Consider the following 17,755-nt stretch of genomic DNA (forward strand, 5'->3'; position numbering starts at 1 on the left):
ACAGTACCTGTACCGTACTGAGCAGCTCATGGATGAGATGTGCATGGCGTTAGGCGGCCGGGCTGCTGAAGATCTGATTTTCGGTAAAGTGTCGACAGGCGCGTTGAGCGATCTGGAACGTATCACCAAACTGGCTTACAGCATGGTAACGATGTACGGCATGAACGACAAAATTGGAAACGTATCGTTCTACGATTCAAAACAGTCGGATTATGCCTTCAACAAGCCCTACTCCGAAGAAACGGCTAAGCACATTGACGAAGAAGTTCGTAAGATTGTTGATATAGCCTATACACGGACGAAAGGTTTATTAACTGAAAAGCGGGAAGCGCTGGAGATCATTGCCAAAGAATTGCTTGAGAAAGAGATTCTGTATCAAAATGATCTGGTTCGTTTGATTGGTAAACGTCCATTTGAGCGCGAGACAGTTTATCAGGCTTACAAGAATAAAGGCGTAGCGGAAGAAATTAAAGAAGAGATCGGTAAAGAAGCTAAACCAGCTGAAACCGAACCTGAATCTCTACCGCTCTAAGCAATAGTGCTCAAAATAAAAGAGGCTCCCTAGTAAGGAGCCTCTTTTATTTTGAAGCTTTGGTTCGGGCTTACTTTTTACCAAGCTCAATAATCTGCATATCCTTTATTTGACCTGTATCAAGCGAAAAGCGAATGGCCGTTCGCATGGTATGAAATCCTGTTTTACCAGCTGCGCCGGGGTTAATGAACAACAAATTGTTGTGAGCCGAATCGCGTGTGACTTTGAGAATATGCGAGTGACCACAAACAAAAATAGCAGGCGGATTTTCAATCAGTTTGGGACGGACATTTGGATTATATTTAGGTGGGGAGCCACCAATGTGTGTCATCCAGATATCTAAGCCTTCGAGTGTGAAGCGTTGATGCGAGGGTAGATCATTGGCTTCACGGTCGATATTACCACAGACGATACGTAACGGACGAAAATTTTTCAATTGTTCTGCGATAGTTAACGAGCCTACATCGCCCGCATGCCATATTTCGTCGCATTCAGCAAAGTGCGTGAAAATCTGTGGATCCAGATAACTATGCGTATCAGATAAGAGGCCAATACGTGTCATTGAGCCAAAAATAAGTCTTTCATTTCGCTGCGAATTCGCTTTTTGTCAATTTTGCCAACGCTGGTTTTAGGAATTTCCGGTACAAATACAATGCGGTCCGGTACGTACCACTTATGCAATTCGCCCCGATCTATTCTGGCTTGTATAATGGCTTTTACGCCTTCTGCGCTTAACGTATAACCCGGTTTTTGTACAATCAATGCGTGTGGACGTTCGCCCCAGCGCTCATCAGGTAAGCCAATCACCGCCGATTCTGCTACGCCCTCAACCTGCGACAGTACGTCTTCCATATCTAGTGAAGAAACCCACTCGCCACCAGTTTTGATAACATCTTTTGTTCGGTCAGCAATAATCACCCAATTGTCGGGCGTAATGCTGGCTACGTCACCTGTATGCAGCCAGCCACCTTTCCAAAGAGCAGCTCCTCGTTCAGGATCATTATAATAGCCTTGTGTCAGCCAGGGACCACGTGCGACAATTTCACCTAACGAGTGACCATCATGCTGTATAAAATTACCCTCATCGTCCATAAGACGCATTTCGATGAATGGTGAAATCCGTCCCGCCTGGGTACGTAGTTCAAGCTGTTGGGTCGTATCAAGCTGCTTTTCGAAGTCATTTAGATAACCGACAGCCATAACCGGAGCTGTTTCTGACATGCCGTAGCCGGATATAACCATTATACCCAGATCCGTAGCCGCTTTAGCGAGCCCTTTTGTAAGAGCAGAGCCCCCAATGATGACTTTCCAGCGGCTGAGATTCTCACGGTATTTCTGGGCAGCGGGACTGCTGACAAGCATGTTTAATATCGTTGGAACGCAGTGAGATAACGTAACGCCTTCCGTAATGAGCAGTTTGAGTAAAGTTTCCGGTTCATAACGGCCCGGATAAACTTGTTTAGCCGACATCATGGTTGCTAAAAACGGAAATCCCCAGGCATGCACGTGAAAGAGAGGTGTAATCGGCATGTATACATCCGATGAACCTTTGAAGGGCATGGCTTCGTAGCCAATAATGTACGTGAGCAGGCCCATTGTGTGCATAAATAACTGCCGGTGCGAAAAATAAACGCCTTTGGGATTGCCTGTTGTACCCGTTGTATAAAATGTAGTAGCCCACGTATTTTCATCGAAGTCAGGAAAGTCATATTCCGTGGAAGCCGTTTTCAACAAAGCTTCGTACTCGCCCGAAAAGCCGGTCGGTATGTCTGACAGGGGTATTCCCGAATATACTTTATCGCTTAAGACAACGTACTTCTGAACGGTCGTTAGTTGATCTTTGATTGTATTTAAAATCGGTAGAAAATCTTCATGAATAAAGACCACTTTATCTTCTGCATGATTCATTGTAAACAGAATCTGGGCAGGCGATAACCGTACATTTACCGTGTGTAAAATGGCTCCCATACTAGTTACGCCGAAAAAACATTCGAGATACCGGTGGCTATCCCAGTCAAGAACCGCGATAGTATCACCGGGTTTGACATCCAGATCGGTCAGTAGATTAGCCAGCTGGCGTACGCGTTGATTGAACGTAACGTAGTTCATTCGAAACAAATCCCGATAAACGATCTCGCGTTGAGGTTCGTAACGTAGTGATTGAGCTAACAGGCTTTTTATAAGCAAAGGCGGTTCATTAGCCTCCGCTGTTCGGGGAATGAGTTTTGTTTGAATCATGATTGCCTAGCGGGTTTAGATACAAAACGCAAGCTCCGAAGTTAGGATTGAACGATCTAAAGAAAAAATAGAAACGAATAAATCAGCCCGCTTTCTGAGGGATTAGAAAGCGGGCTGATAGGTAGTAACATCTGACTTGTCAGTCGATTGAAAGTAGATACGAAGAAGCTAGATCAATGGATAATTATAGCAACAGCCCTGCCAGTGTCGCTGACATGTAGCTGGCTAACGTACCACAGATGAGGGCTTTAAATCCTAGTTTAGCTAGATCGCTACGTCGTTTTGGGGCCAATTCACCGATACCGCCAACCTGAATAGCAATCGAACTAAAATTCGCGAAACCGCAAAGCGCAAAACTTACAATGGCTATCGTTTTAGGGTCTAGAGTGGACTTCACTTTAACTAAATCCAGATAGGCAACAAATTCATTTACCACCATCTTCGTACCCATCAGTGATCCGGCTGTCTGAATATCTTTCCCTGGAACACCCATTGCCCAGGCGAAAATGGAAAATACTTTACCTAACAGGAAATTAAGACTGAGGTTGCCCATCCCAAACACATAAAACCCCAGCCGGAATAATAAGCTATCGATCAGCGCAATCAGCGCAATAAAGCCAATTAGCATGGACACTACGTTAAGACCAACTTTTAATCCTTCGCTAGCGCCTGCGGCAATCGCGTCGAGAAGGTTAGCATGAGCTTTCTTGATTTCTACTTTTATCACTCCCTGCGTTTCGGAAACCTGCGTTTCGGGCACAACAATCTTACTAATCACCAAGGCGCCCGGCGCGGCCATAATACTGGCTGCCAGCAAATAAGGAGCCGGTACACCCAGCGAAATATAAACGGCCAGCACGCCCCCGGCAATGCAGGCAAACGAACCTGTCATACTGGCCAGCAGTTCTGAATTAGTCATACCGTTTAGGTACGGTTTAATCATAATCTGCGCTTCAACCTGGCCAACAAACGTACTCGCAACGTTCGAGAGCGCTTCGGCTCCGCTTACACCCATAAGCCATTTCATCGCACGGGCCATTACGGCTACAATACGTTGCATAATGCCTAAGTGGTAAAAAATATTAACCAGTACCGCTACGAAGATGATGGTAGGTATAACCTTGAAGAAAAAGATAAAGTCGTTTCCTGGTCCAAAAGCCCTCTGCAATACTTCGGTACGGACAAGTGAGGAAAAAACAAATTCAGCACCAATGTTTGCTTTCTGCAGCAGCCGGTCGACGTAGTAACCAAGCCCCTGAAAGATATTCTGACCTACATCGGTTTTCAGGACAAATACAGCCAGCCCAAACTGAAGTGCCAGGCCAACACCAACGGTGCGGTAATTTATTAATTTACGATTATCTGAGAGGGCATAGGCAATACCCAGAATTAAAACAATGCCAATCAGGCCGGTAAAGCGATCCATTCAATAAAGACGAAGTACAATTAGGTGAGCTAAGATACAAAAAGAGCGCTTAGTAAACGCGAACAGGACAAAATGGCGAATAATATTCGCCATTTTGTCCTGTTTTTATAACGCTATAATTGTAATGCTAAAGGTCAGAGTTGCTCGCTAAATGTTCGCAATGGCCCGTTCGGCACCTTCCTGATATTCTTCTTCTAACTTAGCTACGTCAGCTGTTTTTTCTTCCGTGCCAAACAAACGGGTTTCCAGGGCTTCTTTCTCTGTTACGTGGAAAAAGCGTTGGTGCATATTGAAGGGTTCGCTACCTTCCGACACATTGCATTTTTTGAAGTTTCCATCTTCTTCAAGCTCATAAGCGTTTATATTATCGCGCAAATTATAGTCCAGAATCAGAATAGCCAGTTGTTTTACGCGCGTGTCGGCCAGATAGAATAGTGATTCGATACGTCGGTCGAAACTACGTACCATTACGTCAGCGCTACCGCCATACACTTTTGGGTCGCCATTGTTATGGAAATAATAAATTCGGGTATGTTCCAGAAAATCACCAACAATGGAACGGACTGTAATGTTGTCACTCAACCCGGCTCGATGCGGGCGCAAACAGCAAATACCACGCACTACCAACCGAATGGGTGTGCCAGCCTGAGACGCTTTATATAATTCGTCAATTACTTCTTTGTCCTCCAGTGAGTTAACTTTTATACAAATGCCACTTGGCAAGCCGCGTTGCGCATTGTCGGCTTCAATTCGAATTAACTTCAGTAACTGCTCGCGCATATCACGCGGAGCAGTAATCAGATACTGGTACTCGTTCGGCAATGAATGTCCGGTGATGACGTTGAAAAATTCGGAAATATCGTGGGTATATATCTCGTTGGTCGTTAATAAGCCGATATCTGTGTATAATTTTGATGTATCCTCATTGTAATTTCCGGTTGCCATGTGGGCGTAGCGGACTACGCGACTTCCTTCATTACGTACCACCAATAGCAGCTTTGTATGCGTTTTGAACTTGCTGATTCCATAGATCACGAAACAACCGGCTTTCTGTAATCGCTGGGCTTCGCGAATGTTGTTTTCTTCATCGAAACGAGCTTTTACCTCAAACAATACTGAAACGTGCTTGCCGTTTTCAGCGGCTTTCAGCAGCGCTTCTGTAATACGTGACCGTTTGGCGAGCCGATATACGGTGATTTTGATGGCTAATACGTTCGGATCTTCAGCCGCTTGTTCAAGGAGCTGTAAAACAGGCTCGAAGTTGTTGTACGGATGATGCAATAGTAAATCACGCTGCTTGATCAGTTCGAAAATGTCATCGGTTTTATCCCGTCCAATGCCTATTGGTTGAACCGGTGCATGAGGCAGCGGCATATCATCTTTAAATTCCGGATTTCCTATAATTTGCCAGAAAGCCGAATAATCGAGTAATGTGTTCGATTCGAATATATTGAGATCATCGATTTCCCAACGTTTTTTCAATAGATTGAGTAACCAGGGAGAAGGGCCGTCATTACCGTTTATTTCTATATCAACCCGCGTAACGCGCCCAAGCCGTCTGTTCTTAATTTTTTGCCGGACTTCATCAATGAAATCGACTTCATCATCATCGTTTTCATCCAGCGTAAAATCGCCGTTACGAGTGATTCGGAATAAGTTAAGGGATAAAATCTCGACGTTACGATAGAGTTTCTTGATGTTTTGCCGAACGATTTCCTCAATGGGTATAAATACGACAATATCCTCGCGTTCGAATGATAAAAAGCGGGGTAGATTGGCTGGTATCTGCACAAAAGATAGTCGCTGCCGGTCTTCCTCATCCTCAGAAGCTTGATTTTGCAACGTAGTACCCTCAGGGCTTTGCGTGATGACGCCGAAAATGAGCACCTTGGCCAGCAAGACTGGAAATGTGTGCGTATAATCGTAAAGCATCGGCGTCAGCGTCGGGTAAATAGCCCGATCAAAGTAATTTGTTGCTTCCGCCTGTTCGTCGTCGGTCAGTTGATCATAACCGGTTAATTGCAGCCCATTCTCTGTGAACAAAGGCAAAAGTTGTTCGGCAAAAACAGCTTGTTGATCCTGAAAAAACTGGTGGGCATTTGTATACAGCGCTTTTCGAAAGGGCACTTCACGTAAGCCTGAGTAATCAATACGTTGCTTATGATAATCTAGGTAATTATATAAGCTTCCCACCCGAATCATGAAAAACTCATCGAGGTTGGAAGCAGAAATGGCCAGAAATTTTAGCCGTTCCATTAATGTCCGGTCTGGATTACGTGCCTGATCCAGAACACGTTCATTGAATTTAAGCCAGCTTAAATCGCGGCTTAAATAATCACTCTGGTCGATGACACTACTAACTTTTTCGCTGACTTTCGCTGTTTTATCTATAGCAGGAGTAGGCGAGTGGGGCTGACGTTGGGTAAAACGGGAAACCAGATTACCTAATTTCATAAGATTCGGATTCAAGGAATAACGCATACGTAATTCTAAGCTTTGAAATAAAACAAAAAAGCGGGCTTTTCGGCCCGCCTTATGTTATCATTCGGTTAAACATCCACTCGGGCGTATTTAGCGTTTCGCTCGATGAAGTCGCGTCGGGGGGCTACTTCATCGCCCATCAGCGTCGAAAAGACGTGATCAGCATCGGCGGCCGATTCCACCGTAACGATTTTCAAACTGCGCGTATCGGGGTTCATGGTTGTACTCCAGAGCTGCTCGGCGTTCATCTCACCCAAACCTTTGTACCGTTGTACGCCCACACTTTCCTCACGGCCACCACCTGCCAGTTCTTTCACCGCTGCTTCGCGTTGTGCTTCAGTCCAGCAATACCGCTCTTCCTTCCCTTTCTTAACCAGATATAAGGGGGGTTGGGCAATATAAATGTAGCCATTATCGATCAGCGCTTTCATGTTGCGGTAGAATAGCGTCAGAATCAACGTACGGATGTGACTACCGTCGACGTCCGCATCAGTCATGATGATGATCTTATGATAACGAAGTTTATCCAGATTCATTACGGTTTCGTCGTCTTTCTTCTCAAGCCGTACGCCCAGCGCTGTCCAGATATTCTTAATTTCTTCGTTCTCGTAAATCTTATGCTCCATCGCTTTCTCTACGTTCAGAATCTTACCACGTAATGGCAAAATAGCCTGAAACGCACGGTTACGGCCTTGTTTGGCTGTACCGCCCGCTGAATCGCCCTCAACCAGATAAAGCTCACACTTTTCAGGATCGGTATCAGAGCAGTCAGCCAGTTTACCGGGTAAACCCATGCCGCCCATAAAGTCCTTACGCTCGGTCATGATGCGCTTATAGGCCAGATCGGCAGCGATACGTGCCTGAGCCGACACCAGCACTTTCTTTACAATACCAGCGGCTGTTTTAGGGTTCTCTTCCAGCCAGGTTTCGAGCAGATCAGCCATAGCCTGGCTTACAGCACTAACAACATCCTGATTACCTAATTTGGTTTTGGTCTGTCCTTCAAATTGGGGTTCCTGTACCTTTACCGAAACAACGGCCGTCAACCCTTTACGGAAATCCTCGCCACTGAAAACGACTTTACCCGCATTCTTAGGCAGCACGCCTGGATTCTTATCCGCGTAGTTTTTCAGCACGCGGGTCAGGGCCGAACGGAACCCCTGTACGTGGGTACCACCTTCGTGTGTATTGATGTTGTTCACATACGACAGTACGTTCTCTCCAGCTTCGTAGTTGTACACTAGGGCAACCTGTACAGGTGTTGAACCTTTGTCGCTCTCCATGTAGATGGGTTTCATACCATCCAGCGAAGGGCGCGTTTCATCCAGATACTCCACAAATTCGATCAGGCCGCCTTCAGAGTAGAAGTCATCCTGACGTAATGGTTCGCCGGTTTCATCAAGCTCGCGCAGGTCTTTCAGGAAAATGTGGATGCCTTTGTTCAGGTAAGCCAGCTCACGCAGTCGACCCGCTACGGTGTCATACTTATAAACCGTTTCGGTAAAAATGCTTCCGTCTGGTTTAAAGTGGGTCATAGTGCCCGTATCACTGGCGTCACCAATTACGCGGACGTCATATTGAGGAACGCCGATTTTGTATTCCTGCTCGAAGATCTTGCCTTCGCGGTGAACTTCTACACGAACGTCGGTAGAGAGGGCATTTACGCAGGATACACCTACGCCGTGCAGCCCCCCCGAAACTTTGTACGTGTCTTTATCAAATTTACCACCAGCGTGCAGGATGGTCATGGCAATCTCAAGAGCCGACTTACCCATTTTGGTATTGATACCAGTTGGAATTCCACGGCCATTATCCTGTACAGTAATCGAGTTATCTGGGTTAATCGTTACGCTAATTTTGTCGCAATAGCCCGCTAAGGCTTCGTCAATAGAGTTGTCAACGACCTCCCAAATCAGGTGGTGCAGGCCCCGAATACCAACATCGCCGATATACATGGCAGGTCGTTTGCGAACGGCCTCCAAACCCTCTAAAACGGTGATATTATCAGCACCATACGTACTGGTCGGTGCGGTCTCAACGGGAGCATCTGCTTCAATTAATTCGTTGGTCATATCAGAATGGAAGAATGTCAGAAATTTGTTGTTCAGGGATCAGGAAAAGGCGTGTTGAATAACACATTATAGATTGTAAAAATACAAAAAATAATTGTGTTTTCCTAGCCCTTTTGGTAAGATTGGCTTAATATACGAAAAAATGTTCTAATGCTCAAGAAATAACCCGTGTAAGGGCTTTTTGGCCAATTAGAACTAAATTTTCAGACGCTCATCTCTTTAACAAGTAACGGAAAAAAAGCGTTTTTTTTAGGCGCTATTGTACAGGTGCCATTTCTAAAAAAAGTATTATTGATGTGCATAAAATACGAGAGCCAAATCGCATGGATTTGGCTCTCATAAACTATTTCAAAAAGGGTACTGTAATGATAAATTAAACCCGATTTCAGTAGCCTGATTAATCCTCCGGATAAGGGATATAGACAAAGCCCGCAAAATCGCCGTGTACGACAAACAGACAGCAATATTCATCCGGCTTTTTGTAATTTTCTTTCCAGAGATCAACGGATTCCGGGCCAATAAGCGTTCGCTGGATAAACTCATCCAGAAACGATGCCTTGTAATTCCATTGGTTTTCTAACTCGTTGGTGCCAATGAGCAACTGACCCATCGGTACGTCCCGGCGTGAGGCTACAAAGATTGGATACTCGGAGAACCCCCGTTTTCGAATCTGGTAGGAGGCTTCTCTGAGCTGGTCGGCTACTTTAACAAAATCCGACGAGATGGCACCCATTAATTCCTTATTCACATCATAGGAATTGGCGTCGTCGAGTAACGTATTTTCGTTGCTGTGGTTAATCATGGTAGACGTTCTCTGTTCACTGTCTACAGTTCAGAGTTATTGCTGCGTTAGCCAACTGTGAACTGTAGACAGTGAACTTTTTAACTTAGAATCGGGCGGCCAGTAACAAATCAAGGTCCTTGAATCGCATATTGAACTTCCGGGCAATGTAGGCATTGGTGAGCGTTCCCTTATGTGTGTAAACACCTTTCATAAACCAACGGTTCGCATACATCATCTGCTCGATGCCGCCGTTTGTACCTGTTTCGAGCAAAAACGGTAAGAAAATATTGCTCAAGGCCATACTGGCCGTATACGCTACGCGAGCGGCAATATTGGGGACACAGTAATGAATGACACCCATGTGTTTGTAACTGGGGTTCTTGTGGGTTGTCATACGTGAGGTTTCAAAATTGCCGCCCTGATCTATCGCTACGTCGATAATAACCGAATCGGGTTTCATTCGGCCAACCATTTCTTCGGTAACCACAATAGGGCTGGGTCCATCTTCTGCACGCATAGCGCCAATAACCAGATCAGCCCGCTGAATGGCTTCCGCCATCGTGTCGGAGTCGATGATGGATGTATAAATATTCTGACCAACAGAATATTTAAGCCGTTGTAACTTGTAAAGATGCCTGTCGAAAACTTTGACGTCGGCTCCCATACCGAGCGCGGCCCGAATGGCGTATTCATTAACCGTACCAGCGCCGAGCATCACAATCTTTGTTGGCGGGACTCCCGTAATGCCACCAAGAATGATTCCTCGACCATTATCTGCATTGCTCAGGTATTCGGCTGCAATAAGCATGACGGCGCTTCCGGCAATCTCACTCATCGAGCGGATTATGGGTAACCCGCCCGACTGATCCTCAATGTATTCGTACCCGAACATGGTCAGGTTCTTATTATTGATTTTCTCAAAATAAGCCCGATCGTGAGAAGGTAGATTCAACGCCGAGATGACTGTACTGCCTGATTTAACGTAGTCAAACTCATCCTCCACGAGGGGTTCGATTTTGAGGATCAGGTTCGCTTCATAGACTTCCTTAGGCGATTTTGCTATCTGAGCACCGGCTTCACTGTATTCCGTATCCGTAAACTTGGCTTTCTCGCCCGCGCCCTTTTCAACTGTTACATTGTGTCCGTTACGTACTAGAATAGCTACCGCTTCAGGTGTAAGTGCAATACGATTTTCCTGAAGCGAAACTTCTTTTGGTAAACCGATAAGCAGGCTATTCTGGCCACTTTTCAAAGCCAGTGGGGCTTCTTTCGGATATAGGGCCGTCTGTTTGGCCAATTGCTCAAATCCAGTCACTTTTTCTGTTTTTTCTGTTTACAGTTTACTGACGAAAGGCTGTAAACTATGAAACTAGTCTAGTTTCAACTGTTCGGCGTCCGTTTGGTTCGACCGATAGATAAACTTGATAATACGTAACGGGCCACAGGGATGTGATCCGTTCCGGCCATTCAATAAAACAGTAATCGCCCGAGTCGAAATATTCTTCAATGCCAATATCCAATGCCTCGGCCTCATTACGAAGTCGGTAGCAATCGAAATGATACACCGAATGCCCTTCGTGCGTAGTGTATTCATTGACGATTGAAAACGTTGGGCTTTGTACTGTACTGATAACCCCCAAGGCTCGGCAAATGGATTTGATGAGCGTCGTTTTTCCTGCGCCCATCTCGCCCTCAAATAACCATACGGATTGATTTCTGCCTTCCGCCAGCAACCGATGGGCTACGTTATCGAGTTCATCGAGGTTGTGTATGGACAGCGTCATGGGCTTATTGAGTTAACAGCCCGCAAAGATATGGATTTTTAAGTCGTCCACTTCGTGCGCATCGGACGACTTAGCAGCTTGTTGGCTTCTGGATCTCCGTCAAATTTCTCCGCAACCGGATTCCAACGTAGCGGACGACCGAGTTGATAGGCGATATTACCCAATGTGCACACGGATGCAGTACGATGGCCGACCTCTACGTCGCAGATAGGTGGCTTGCGACTTCTGATAGCGTCCAGAAAATTCTTGTAGTGATTGTCGCTGAAATACACATGTTTTTCATGTTCGCCGATAATCTGGTCTTTCAGCTTTGCAGGCGTAGTGAGTTCGCCACGAGCCACCTTGATTTCGCCTTCTGTACCGATAAACTGACAAAACTGTTTGCCTTCAACGGGATTATGGTGCATCTGTACACCATTAGCATACGTATATATCAATCCTTTTCCGTCCTTTCCCGGCATCAGCTCAGTTGGGCCGGAGTTATCCATATCCAGCCCCCACTGCGCAATATCAAACATATGAGCGCCCCAGTCGGTCATTCCTCCTCCTCCAAAATCACGAATGTCGCGCCATTGCCCCCAAAATGAAGCGCCCAGCACTGGATTCAGTACGTTATTGTAGGGTCGGGCAATCGTATTGGGGCCAAGCCACGCATCCCAGTTCAGGCCAGCAGGTATGGGTTCCTCTTTCAAGTCAAAGTCGCGCGGAGGTCCGCCAACGTTGACGTTTATGGTTTTGATTTGACCGATGTAGCCGTTACGTACCAACTCAACTGCCTGCCGAAATTCCTTCCAGGAGCGTTGCATGTTGCCTGTCTGGAAAACGCGCTTATACTTTCGGGTCGCATTCACCATATCACGCCCTTCTTTGATGGTCAGCGACAAGGGTTTCTCACAGTATATATCTTTTCCGGCTTTAGCGGCTGCTATGGCAATGGCGCTGTGCCAGTGATCAGGCGTAGCAATCACTACGGCATCAATGTCCTTATTCGCCAGCAGTTTCCGGTAATCGTCATATTGCTGAAAACCTTTATAAGACTCCTGCTCGTTTTTATCTGCGTAGTATTTATTCACGGCTTCGCTGAACGCTACAACTTTAGGCTGATCGACATCGCAGGCCGCCACAACACGGGCTTCGTTTTTCAGAAACTGATTACGAAGCCCACCCGCCTGTTTGCCCAGACCGATAAAACCGACCGTAATCTGGTCGCTGGGAGCCAGATAACCACGGCCCAGCACGTGACGTGGAACAATATAAAACGCTGATAACGTAGCAGCCTTTTTCAGAAAAGTCCGACGAGTAGTTGAAGCCGATGTATCGTTCATGAGCGTAATGGTTTGCAAACAAAAGAGGGTAATGAGCAAGCTATACTTACTCATTACCCTCTGAAATAGAAATGCGCTCAGAAACCTGTGTTACAAACTAATATCCTTCATTTTGTGGGAAATTGGTCTTGTTGTTATACACGTCAATTTCTGATTGCGGAATAGGATAAACTGTCCGGTTAGCAGGCATCGTGATGCCCGTTACTTTGATGGCATCCACAGCCGTGCCAGTACGTACCAGATCGAACCAGCGGTCGTTTTCCAATGCCAGTTCCAGTCGACGCTCATTAATAACCGCCGTCTGGAACGCTTCTTTCGTGGCCAGTTGCGCGCTGGTGTAATTCGCCACGCCCGCCCGCGTCCGTACTCGATTCAGCGCTTTAAAGGCGTCGCCATCGGCCTGATAACCAACCTGATTCAGCGCTTCAGCATACAGCAGTAATACATCCGCGAAACGTAGCACCGGAAAATCATTTCCTACATCGTTGGTTGATGATAATTCGTCATAAAACTTTCGTGGAACCGCATTGATGCTACTTGGAACGGGCACCTGAACGGTCAGCGGGAGTCGCTTATCACCAGCCGGATAAGCAGCCCGTAGCGACGGTTCGATGTTATCGCCAATGCTCGTACCGTACCATGATCCGTGACCTTCGCCGAGCGTACCGCCTTTTTTGAATTTGACAGCAAACAGCAGTTCGGCGTTGTTCTTATTGTTCACCGCAAATACGTTAGCGATTTCGGGCAGCAGTTGATACGTTGTTCCGTTGACCAGATCCCGTAGTGTCGCAACGGCCAGATCGTATTTCTTTTCCGTTACGTACACCTTGCCTAATAAGCCCTTAGCGGCCCCAGACGTAGCACGTCCGATGTCGTTGCCGGTGTAGCTGACCGGTAAACCGGCGGCTGCATCGGTCAGGTCTTTTTCGATGGCGGCATAAATTTCGGTAATCTCGTTCCGTTTGTAGGAACGCGCTTCGGTTGTCGAACTGGCGGTCAGCACGAGCGGAACTTTGCCCCAGAGACGTACCAGATTAAAATACGACAACGCCCGAATAAACTGCGCTTCGCCTTTGTAACGCGCTTTCAACGTAGCGTCCATCGTTACGGCATCAATTTTATCCAGAATCAGGTTGCAGCGGTTAATACCTGTGTAGAGACTGCCCCACGTATCACGTAGCACCGTGTTGGTGGTGGGTTCAATAAATCGGTCGATGTTGTAACGAAGCCCAGCGCTGGACGATGGATCGTTATCGAGCACATTGTCACTACGTGCCTCCATCAGCGTGTTGTAGTCGCCACCGTATTGATTGGGCATCTGGAGCGCGTCGTAGGCTCCATTGACCGCATTGCCGAAGTCGTTAGCGGTTTTATAAAAATTGTCGACGTTGGCCTGCGACTGTGGTCTTAGCTCCAGAAAATTTTTCTGGCAAGCCGACAGGCTGATGAGAATAGCAACGGATAAAATAAGTTTTTTCATAGCGGTTTAAAACGAAAGGTTAAGACCAACAGACGTAGTGCGGGGTAGGGGATACGTACCATAATCTTCACCCGACGAAAGGGCGCTGTCTGGACGACTGTTGACTTCTGGATTAAAGCCGAGATATTTCGTAAAGGTGAACGGATTTTGCACCGTAGCGTAAAGGCGGGCGCGGCTCAGGCGCAGTTTTTGCAGCAACGTAGCAGGAAGCGCGTAACCCAGCGTAATGGTACGTATCCGCACGTAGGAACCATCTTCAATATGCCAGGTTGAGATTTCACCGTTCGAGCCGGAAGCCAGACGATTGGCGCGATTTACCAGGCCGCTACCCGGATTTTCAGCCGACTGCCAACGATCCAGAGCGCCTTTGAACAGATTGCCGTTCCCTTCCAGATTATAAATATACCGGCGAATCAGGTTCATTATTTTGTGCCCCTGTACGCCCTGGATGGCAAAGCTGAAGTCGAAACCACGATAGGCAAAATTGTTGGTAAAGCCGAACGTATATTTCGGGAAATAACTACCCGTAACGGCCCGGTCACTGCTGAAGTCAATTTTGCCATCGCCGTTTCTGTCGATGAATCTGAAGTCGCCGGGTCTTGTGGTCGATGTGTGTGGGTACGCATCCACTTCAGCCTGATTCTTGAATACACCGTCGTAGATCATGGTATAATACTCTCCAATCGGGCGGCCAATCTGCGTAATGAACTGAGCACCAGCCACACCACCCGCTACGATGATCGGATCGCCGGAGGGCCCGAGCGCCAGTACTTTATTCCGGTTTGTCGCAATGTTGGCGCTGGCATCCCAGTTCAGTCGACCGAATGTCTGGCGGGTTCCAAGGGTGAACTCGAAGCCCTGATTGTTTACTTTACCAATATTCTGCAACTCCGTGCTAAAGCCCGACGCGCGCGGCACTGGTACGTTCAGCAGCAGGTCCGACGTATTGGCGTTGTAATAATCAAAGGTGAAATTCAGACGGTTCCGCAAAAACGCTACGTCGAAACCAACGTCGAGCATAGCGGTTTTTTCCCATTTAAGTTTATCGTTAGCCGAATTGGTTGGGGCCAAGCCACTTACAATGGTTTCGGGGCCGAGAATGTAGTTCTGGTAACTGAGCAGGCTGACCGATCCGTAATTAGGAATCTGGAAATTCCCCGTCAGGCCATAGCTGGCACGGAGTTTCAGATCACTGAGCCAGTTTGCCGATTTCATGAAATTTTCCTGCGAGATATTCCAGCCCGCTGAAACAGACGGGAAATAACCCCAGCGATTGTCGCGCCCGAAACGCGAGGAACCATCGGCACGTATTGCCGCCGACACGAGGTATTTTCCGCCGTAATCATACTGAACGCGACCCAGGTACGACAGTAGCGACCATTCCTGAATGTCGGATAAACCCGACGAAACCTGACCGGCGTTGAGTGTATAAACCAGGTCGTTGGGGAAGTTTGTAGCGGTTAATTCGCTGGCCGTCCGGCGATCTTTCTGGGATGAAAACCCAGCCAGAGCCGAAAAGTTATGCTGGCCAATTGAACGGTTATAATTCAGGGTGTTTTCGACGAGCCAGTCCACAAAATTTTGCGCCCGCGAGAAACCAGTTGGTACCGAAGCCCCTTTCCGATCCCGAATTTCGAGCGTTGAAGGCCGGTAATAATCGCGCTGGAAGCTGTTGATGTCTGTTCCTACGCTAAGCCGATACGACAAGCCTTTGATGATTTCGTATTGCGCGTACGCATTGCCCAGCAACCGAATCTGGCTCATTTTATCGCTTACCTGATTCGCAATAGCCACCGGATTCAGAATCGACGTAGCACCGTAACCCCAGGCGTTCCCCTGCCAGTTGTACGAGCCGTCGGTGTTGTAAACCGGGAAAATCGGCGGCATTTGGAGAGCCAGACCAACTATACCTTCACCCAGATACGGCCCTTCGGCTTTTACCAGATCATGATAGGAATACGTTGGATTGAGGTTAATCCCCGCCGTTAACCGACCACTTTTGACCTCTACATTAGCCCGGGCACCGTAGCGTTTAAAACCTGAATTAATCACCACCCCCCTCTGATTCAGAAAATTGCCAGATACGTAAAACTTTACGTTGTCTTTGCCGCCTGAAATCGAGAGTGTATGGTTCTGGATCGGAGCCGACTGAAAAATAGCATCCTGCCAGTCGGTATTTGTCAAACCAGATTGCCCTGTTAGATAAGGCAGAATTTCCGGCTGGATTAATGTACTTGGCGCACCTACACCTTTGTTACGTATATCGTTCGAATCGGTTGGTTTGCCGGTGGGATTCCGGTCGATATAAGCGTTGTTTTTCGCTTCATAGCTAAGCTGAGCGTATTCATAAGCGTTCACCATATCGATTTTTTTCGATACGTTCTGCACACCTACGTATGAATCCAGACTGACAACGGTTTTCCCTTCTTTACCGCGTTTGGTCGTAATCAACACTACGCCGTTGGAACCACGAGAACCGTAGATTGCAGCGGCTGATGCATCTTTCAGTACTTCAATACTTTCGATATCGTCAGTATTGATCGTGCTCATTACGTTGATCGGATTGTCAGGAAACTGGTTATTTGTGCTGCCCGTCGCATATTTGGTATCGCGCGAGAGCGGAATGCCATCGATAACGTAGAGCGGATCGTTACCAGCGCTGATTGACCCCGTACCACGCACCCGAATCGAAAGACCCGCTCCCGGAGCGCCCGATGTCTGCGTGACCTGAACCCCAGCAATTTTCGCGGCCAGCGCCTGATCGAAACTGGCAACAGGCTGATTGGCCAGATCCTTCGCTTTTACGGAACCAATAGCTGTTGTAATGTCGCGTTTGTTCTGAACCCCATAACCGACCACGACCACTTCGCTCAGTGCATTGTCGGTGGCGGTTAGCTGCACATCCACTACGCTCCGGTTGCCGATAGCGACTTCCAGCGGCTGATAGCCAATAAAAGAAAAGACGAGTGTTTTTGAGCCAGACGGTACATTCAACTGATATTTTCCCTGTGCATCGCAGGTAGCCCCTACATTCGTGCCTTTCGCCTGAACAGTCGTGCCTGCCAGTACGTCGCCATTGGCCGCATCTTTTACAGTACCGGTAATAATTGTCTGGGCATAACTAAAATGACTCATTAGGAACAGCAGGCAAAACCGGCCCCACAGACGATACCCGTTCCGTACAGAATCTGGTAGTAAAGCAGTCATAAATTGTTGGTTTATACAGATTAAAACATATTATAATGAAACTAAAAAGGTACTACAAGTTGCACACGTACTCACAATAATACTGGGAAGTCTGTAGATTTTATATTCTTTTCTGCAGCTTCTCTATCCCTCAGGAAAGCCCAAAATAAAAGGAGATAAGTAAACAGTGTATTCTTGTTTGGTGAATTTATTTACGGTTGATTAAAAGTTTATAAGGAAGTAGAATTATACGGTGATTGAATAGGTAAAAAGTAGGTCAGGGTTGCCGTGTGGGGCAGGAAGTACAACCACCCGGCCTATTCTAATCTGTATCACTGGTAAATTTTGTGTTAAAAAAAAGGCCCGTTGACAGTGATTCGTCAACGGGCCTTTTTATGTAAGAGCAAAGTTAGTAGTTAGTAACCAGGATTTTGTTTGAGCGTAGCC

At 47.0% G+C, this 17,755-nt stretch carries 11 protein-coding genes and 1 pseudogene; 1 reads left to right on the plus strand and 11 read right to left on the minus strand.

From position 1 onward, the window contains the following. Window positions 1-532: pseudogene (locus tag ACOJS8_RS01140) on the plus strand (peptidase M41); the annotation flags it as partial. Window positions 533-602: 70 nt separating this feature from the next. On the opposite strand, the gene ACOJS8_RS01145 reads toward ACOJS8_RS01140, so the two are convergent. The 11 genes from ACOJS8_RS01145 to ACOJS8_RS01195 all read right to left on the minus strand — a co-directional run bounded on the left by ACOJS8_RS01145 (window position 603) and on the right by ACOJS8_RS01195 (window position 17,329). Then, window positions 603-1,094 carry a metallophosphoesterase family protein gene (locus ACOJS8_RS01145; protein ID WP_420146689.1) on the minus strand — a complete coding sequence of 164 codons (492 nt, stop codon included), beginning with the start codon at window positions 1,092-1,094 and terminating at the stop codon, window positions 603-605. Beyond that, complete coding sequence (locus tag ACOJS8_RS01150) at window positions 1,091-2,770, minus strand: fatty acid--CoA ligase (RefSeq protein WP_420146690.1); 1,680 nt, start codon at window positions 2,768-2,770, stop codon at window positions 1,091-1,093. The genes ACOJS8_RS01145 and ACOJS8_RS01150 overlap by 4 nt, the downstream gene beginning before the upstream one ends. Window positions 2,771-2,954: 184 nt before the next feature. Beyond that, complete coding sequence (locus ACOJS8_RS01155; protein WP_420146691.1) at window positions 2,955-4,196, minus strand: NupC/NupG family nucleoside CNT transporter; 1,242 nt, start codon at window positions 4,194-4,196, stop codon at window positions 2,955-2,957. Between the two features lie 147 nt (window positions 4,197-4,343). Continuing rightward, window positions 4,344-6,677, minus strand: coding sequence for a polyphosphate kinase 1 (ppk1, locus tag ACOJS8_RS01160; RefSeq protein WP_420146692.1), 2,334 nt, complete (start codon window positions 6,675-6,677; stop codon window positions 4,344-4,346). 68 nt (window positions 6,678-6,745) lie between these two features. Next, complete coding sequence (gene gyrB, locus ACOJS8_RS01165; RefSeq protein ID WP_420146693.1) at window positions 6,746-8,749, minus strand: DNA topoisomerase (ATP-hydrolyzing) subunit B; 2,004 nt, start codon at window positions 8,747-8,749, stop codon at window positions 6,746-6,748. 397 nt (window positions 8,750-9,146) lie between these two features. Next, on the minus strand, window positions 9,147-9,551 hold the full coding sequence (locus tag ACOJS8_RS01170; protein WP_420146694.1) for a hypothetical protein: 405 nt from the start codon (window positions 9,549-9,551) through the stop codon (window positions 9,147-9,149). 85 nt (window positions 9,552-9,636) lie between these two features. Then, complete coding sequence (locus tag ACOJS8_RS01175) at window positions 9,637-10,848, minus strand: alanine dehydrogenase (protein ID WP_420146695.1); 1,212 nt, start codon at window positions 10,846-10,848, stop codon at window positions 9,637-9,639. 46 nt (window positions 10,849-10,894) lie between these two features. Beyond that, a complete protein-coding gene (gene tsaE, locus ACOJS8_RS01180; RefSeq protein WP_420146696.1) occupies window positions 10,895-11,317 on the minus strand; it encodes a tRNA (adenosine(37)-N6)-threonylcarbamoyltransferase complex ATPase subunit type 1 TsaE in 423 nt (140 codons plus the stop codon). Window positions 11,318-11,355: 38 nt separating this feature from the next. Next, window positions 11,356-12,642: a Gfo/Idh/MocA family protein gene (locus ACOJS8_RS01185; protein WP_420146699.1), complete on the minus strand. Its 1,287-nt coding sequence runs from the start codon at window positions 12,640-12,642 to the stop codon at window positions 11,356-11,358. Window positions 12,643-12,739: 97 nt separating this feature from the next. Then, window positions 12,740-14,122: a RagB/SusD family nutrient uptake outer membrane protein gene (locus tag ACOJS8_RS01190; protein ID WP_420146697.1), complete on the minus strand. Its 1,383-nt coding sequence runs from the start codon at window positions 14,120-14,122 to the stop codon at window positions 12,740-12,742. Window positions 14,123-14,128: 6 nt separating this feature from the next. Continuing rightward, window positions 14,129-17,329 (minus strand): SusC/RagA family TonB-linked outer membrane protein, encoded by a 3,201-nt coding sequence (locus tag ACOJS8_RS01195; RefSeq protein WP_420146698.1) that lies wholly within the window; start codon window positions 17,327-17,329, stop codon window positions 14,129-14,131. Window positions 17,330-17,755 lie beyond the last annotated feature (426 nt).

The organism is Spirosoma sp. (assembly GCF_048594605.1).
GTDB lineage: Bacteria > Bacteroidota > Bacteroidia > Cytophagales > Spirosomataceae > Spirosoma.

Excerpts from the sequence above, each read along its gene's own strand:
- ACOJS8_RS01145 (WP_420146689.1), bottom strand. The coding sequence starts at position 1,094 with ATGACACGTATTGGCCTCTTATCTGATACGCATAGTTATCTGGATCCA.
- ACOJS8_RS01150 (WP_420146690.1), bottom strand. The coding sequence starts at position 2,770 with ATGATTCAAACAAAACTCATTCCCCGAACAGCGGAGGCTAATGAACCG.
- ACOJS8_RS01155 (WP_420146691.1), bottom strand. The coding sequence starts at position 4,196 with ATGGATCGCTTTACCGGCCTGATTGGCATTGTTTTAATTCTGGGTATT.
- ppk1 (WP_420146692.1), bottom strand. The coding sequence starts at position 6,677 with ATGCGTTATTCCTTGAATCCGAATCTTATGAAATTAGGTAATCTGGTT.
- gyrB (WP_420146693.1), bottom strand. The coding sequence starts at position 8,749 with ATGACCAACGAATTAATTGAAGCAGATGCTCCCGTTGAGACCGCACCG.
- ACOJS8_RS01170 (WP_420146694.1), bottom strand. The coding sequence starts at position 9,551 with ATGATTAACCACAGCAACGAAAATACGTTACTCGACGACGCCAATTCC.
- tsaE (WP_420146696.1), bottom strand. The coding sequence starts at position 11,317 with ATGACGCTGTCCATACACAACCTCGATGAACTCGATAACGTAGCCCAT.
- ACOJS8_RS01185 (WP_420146699.1), bottom strand. The coding sequence starts at position 12,642 with ATGAACGATACATCGGCTTCAACTACTCGTCGGACTTTTCTGAAAAAG.
- ACOJS8_RS01190 (WP_420146697.1), bottom strand. The coding sequence starts at position 14,122 with ATGAAAAAACTTATTTTATCCGTTGCTATTCTCATCAGCCTGTCGGCT.
- ACOJS8_RS01195 (WP_420146698.1), bottom strand. The coding sequence starts at position 17,329 with ATGACTGCTTTACTACCAGATTCTGTACGGAACGGGTATCGTCTGTGG.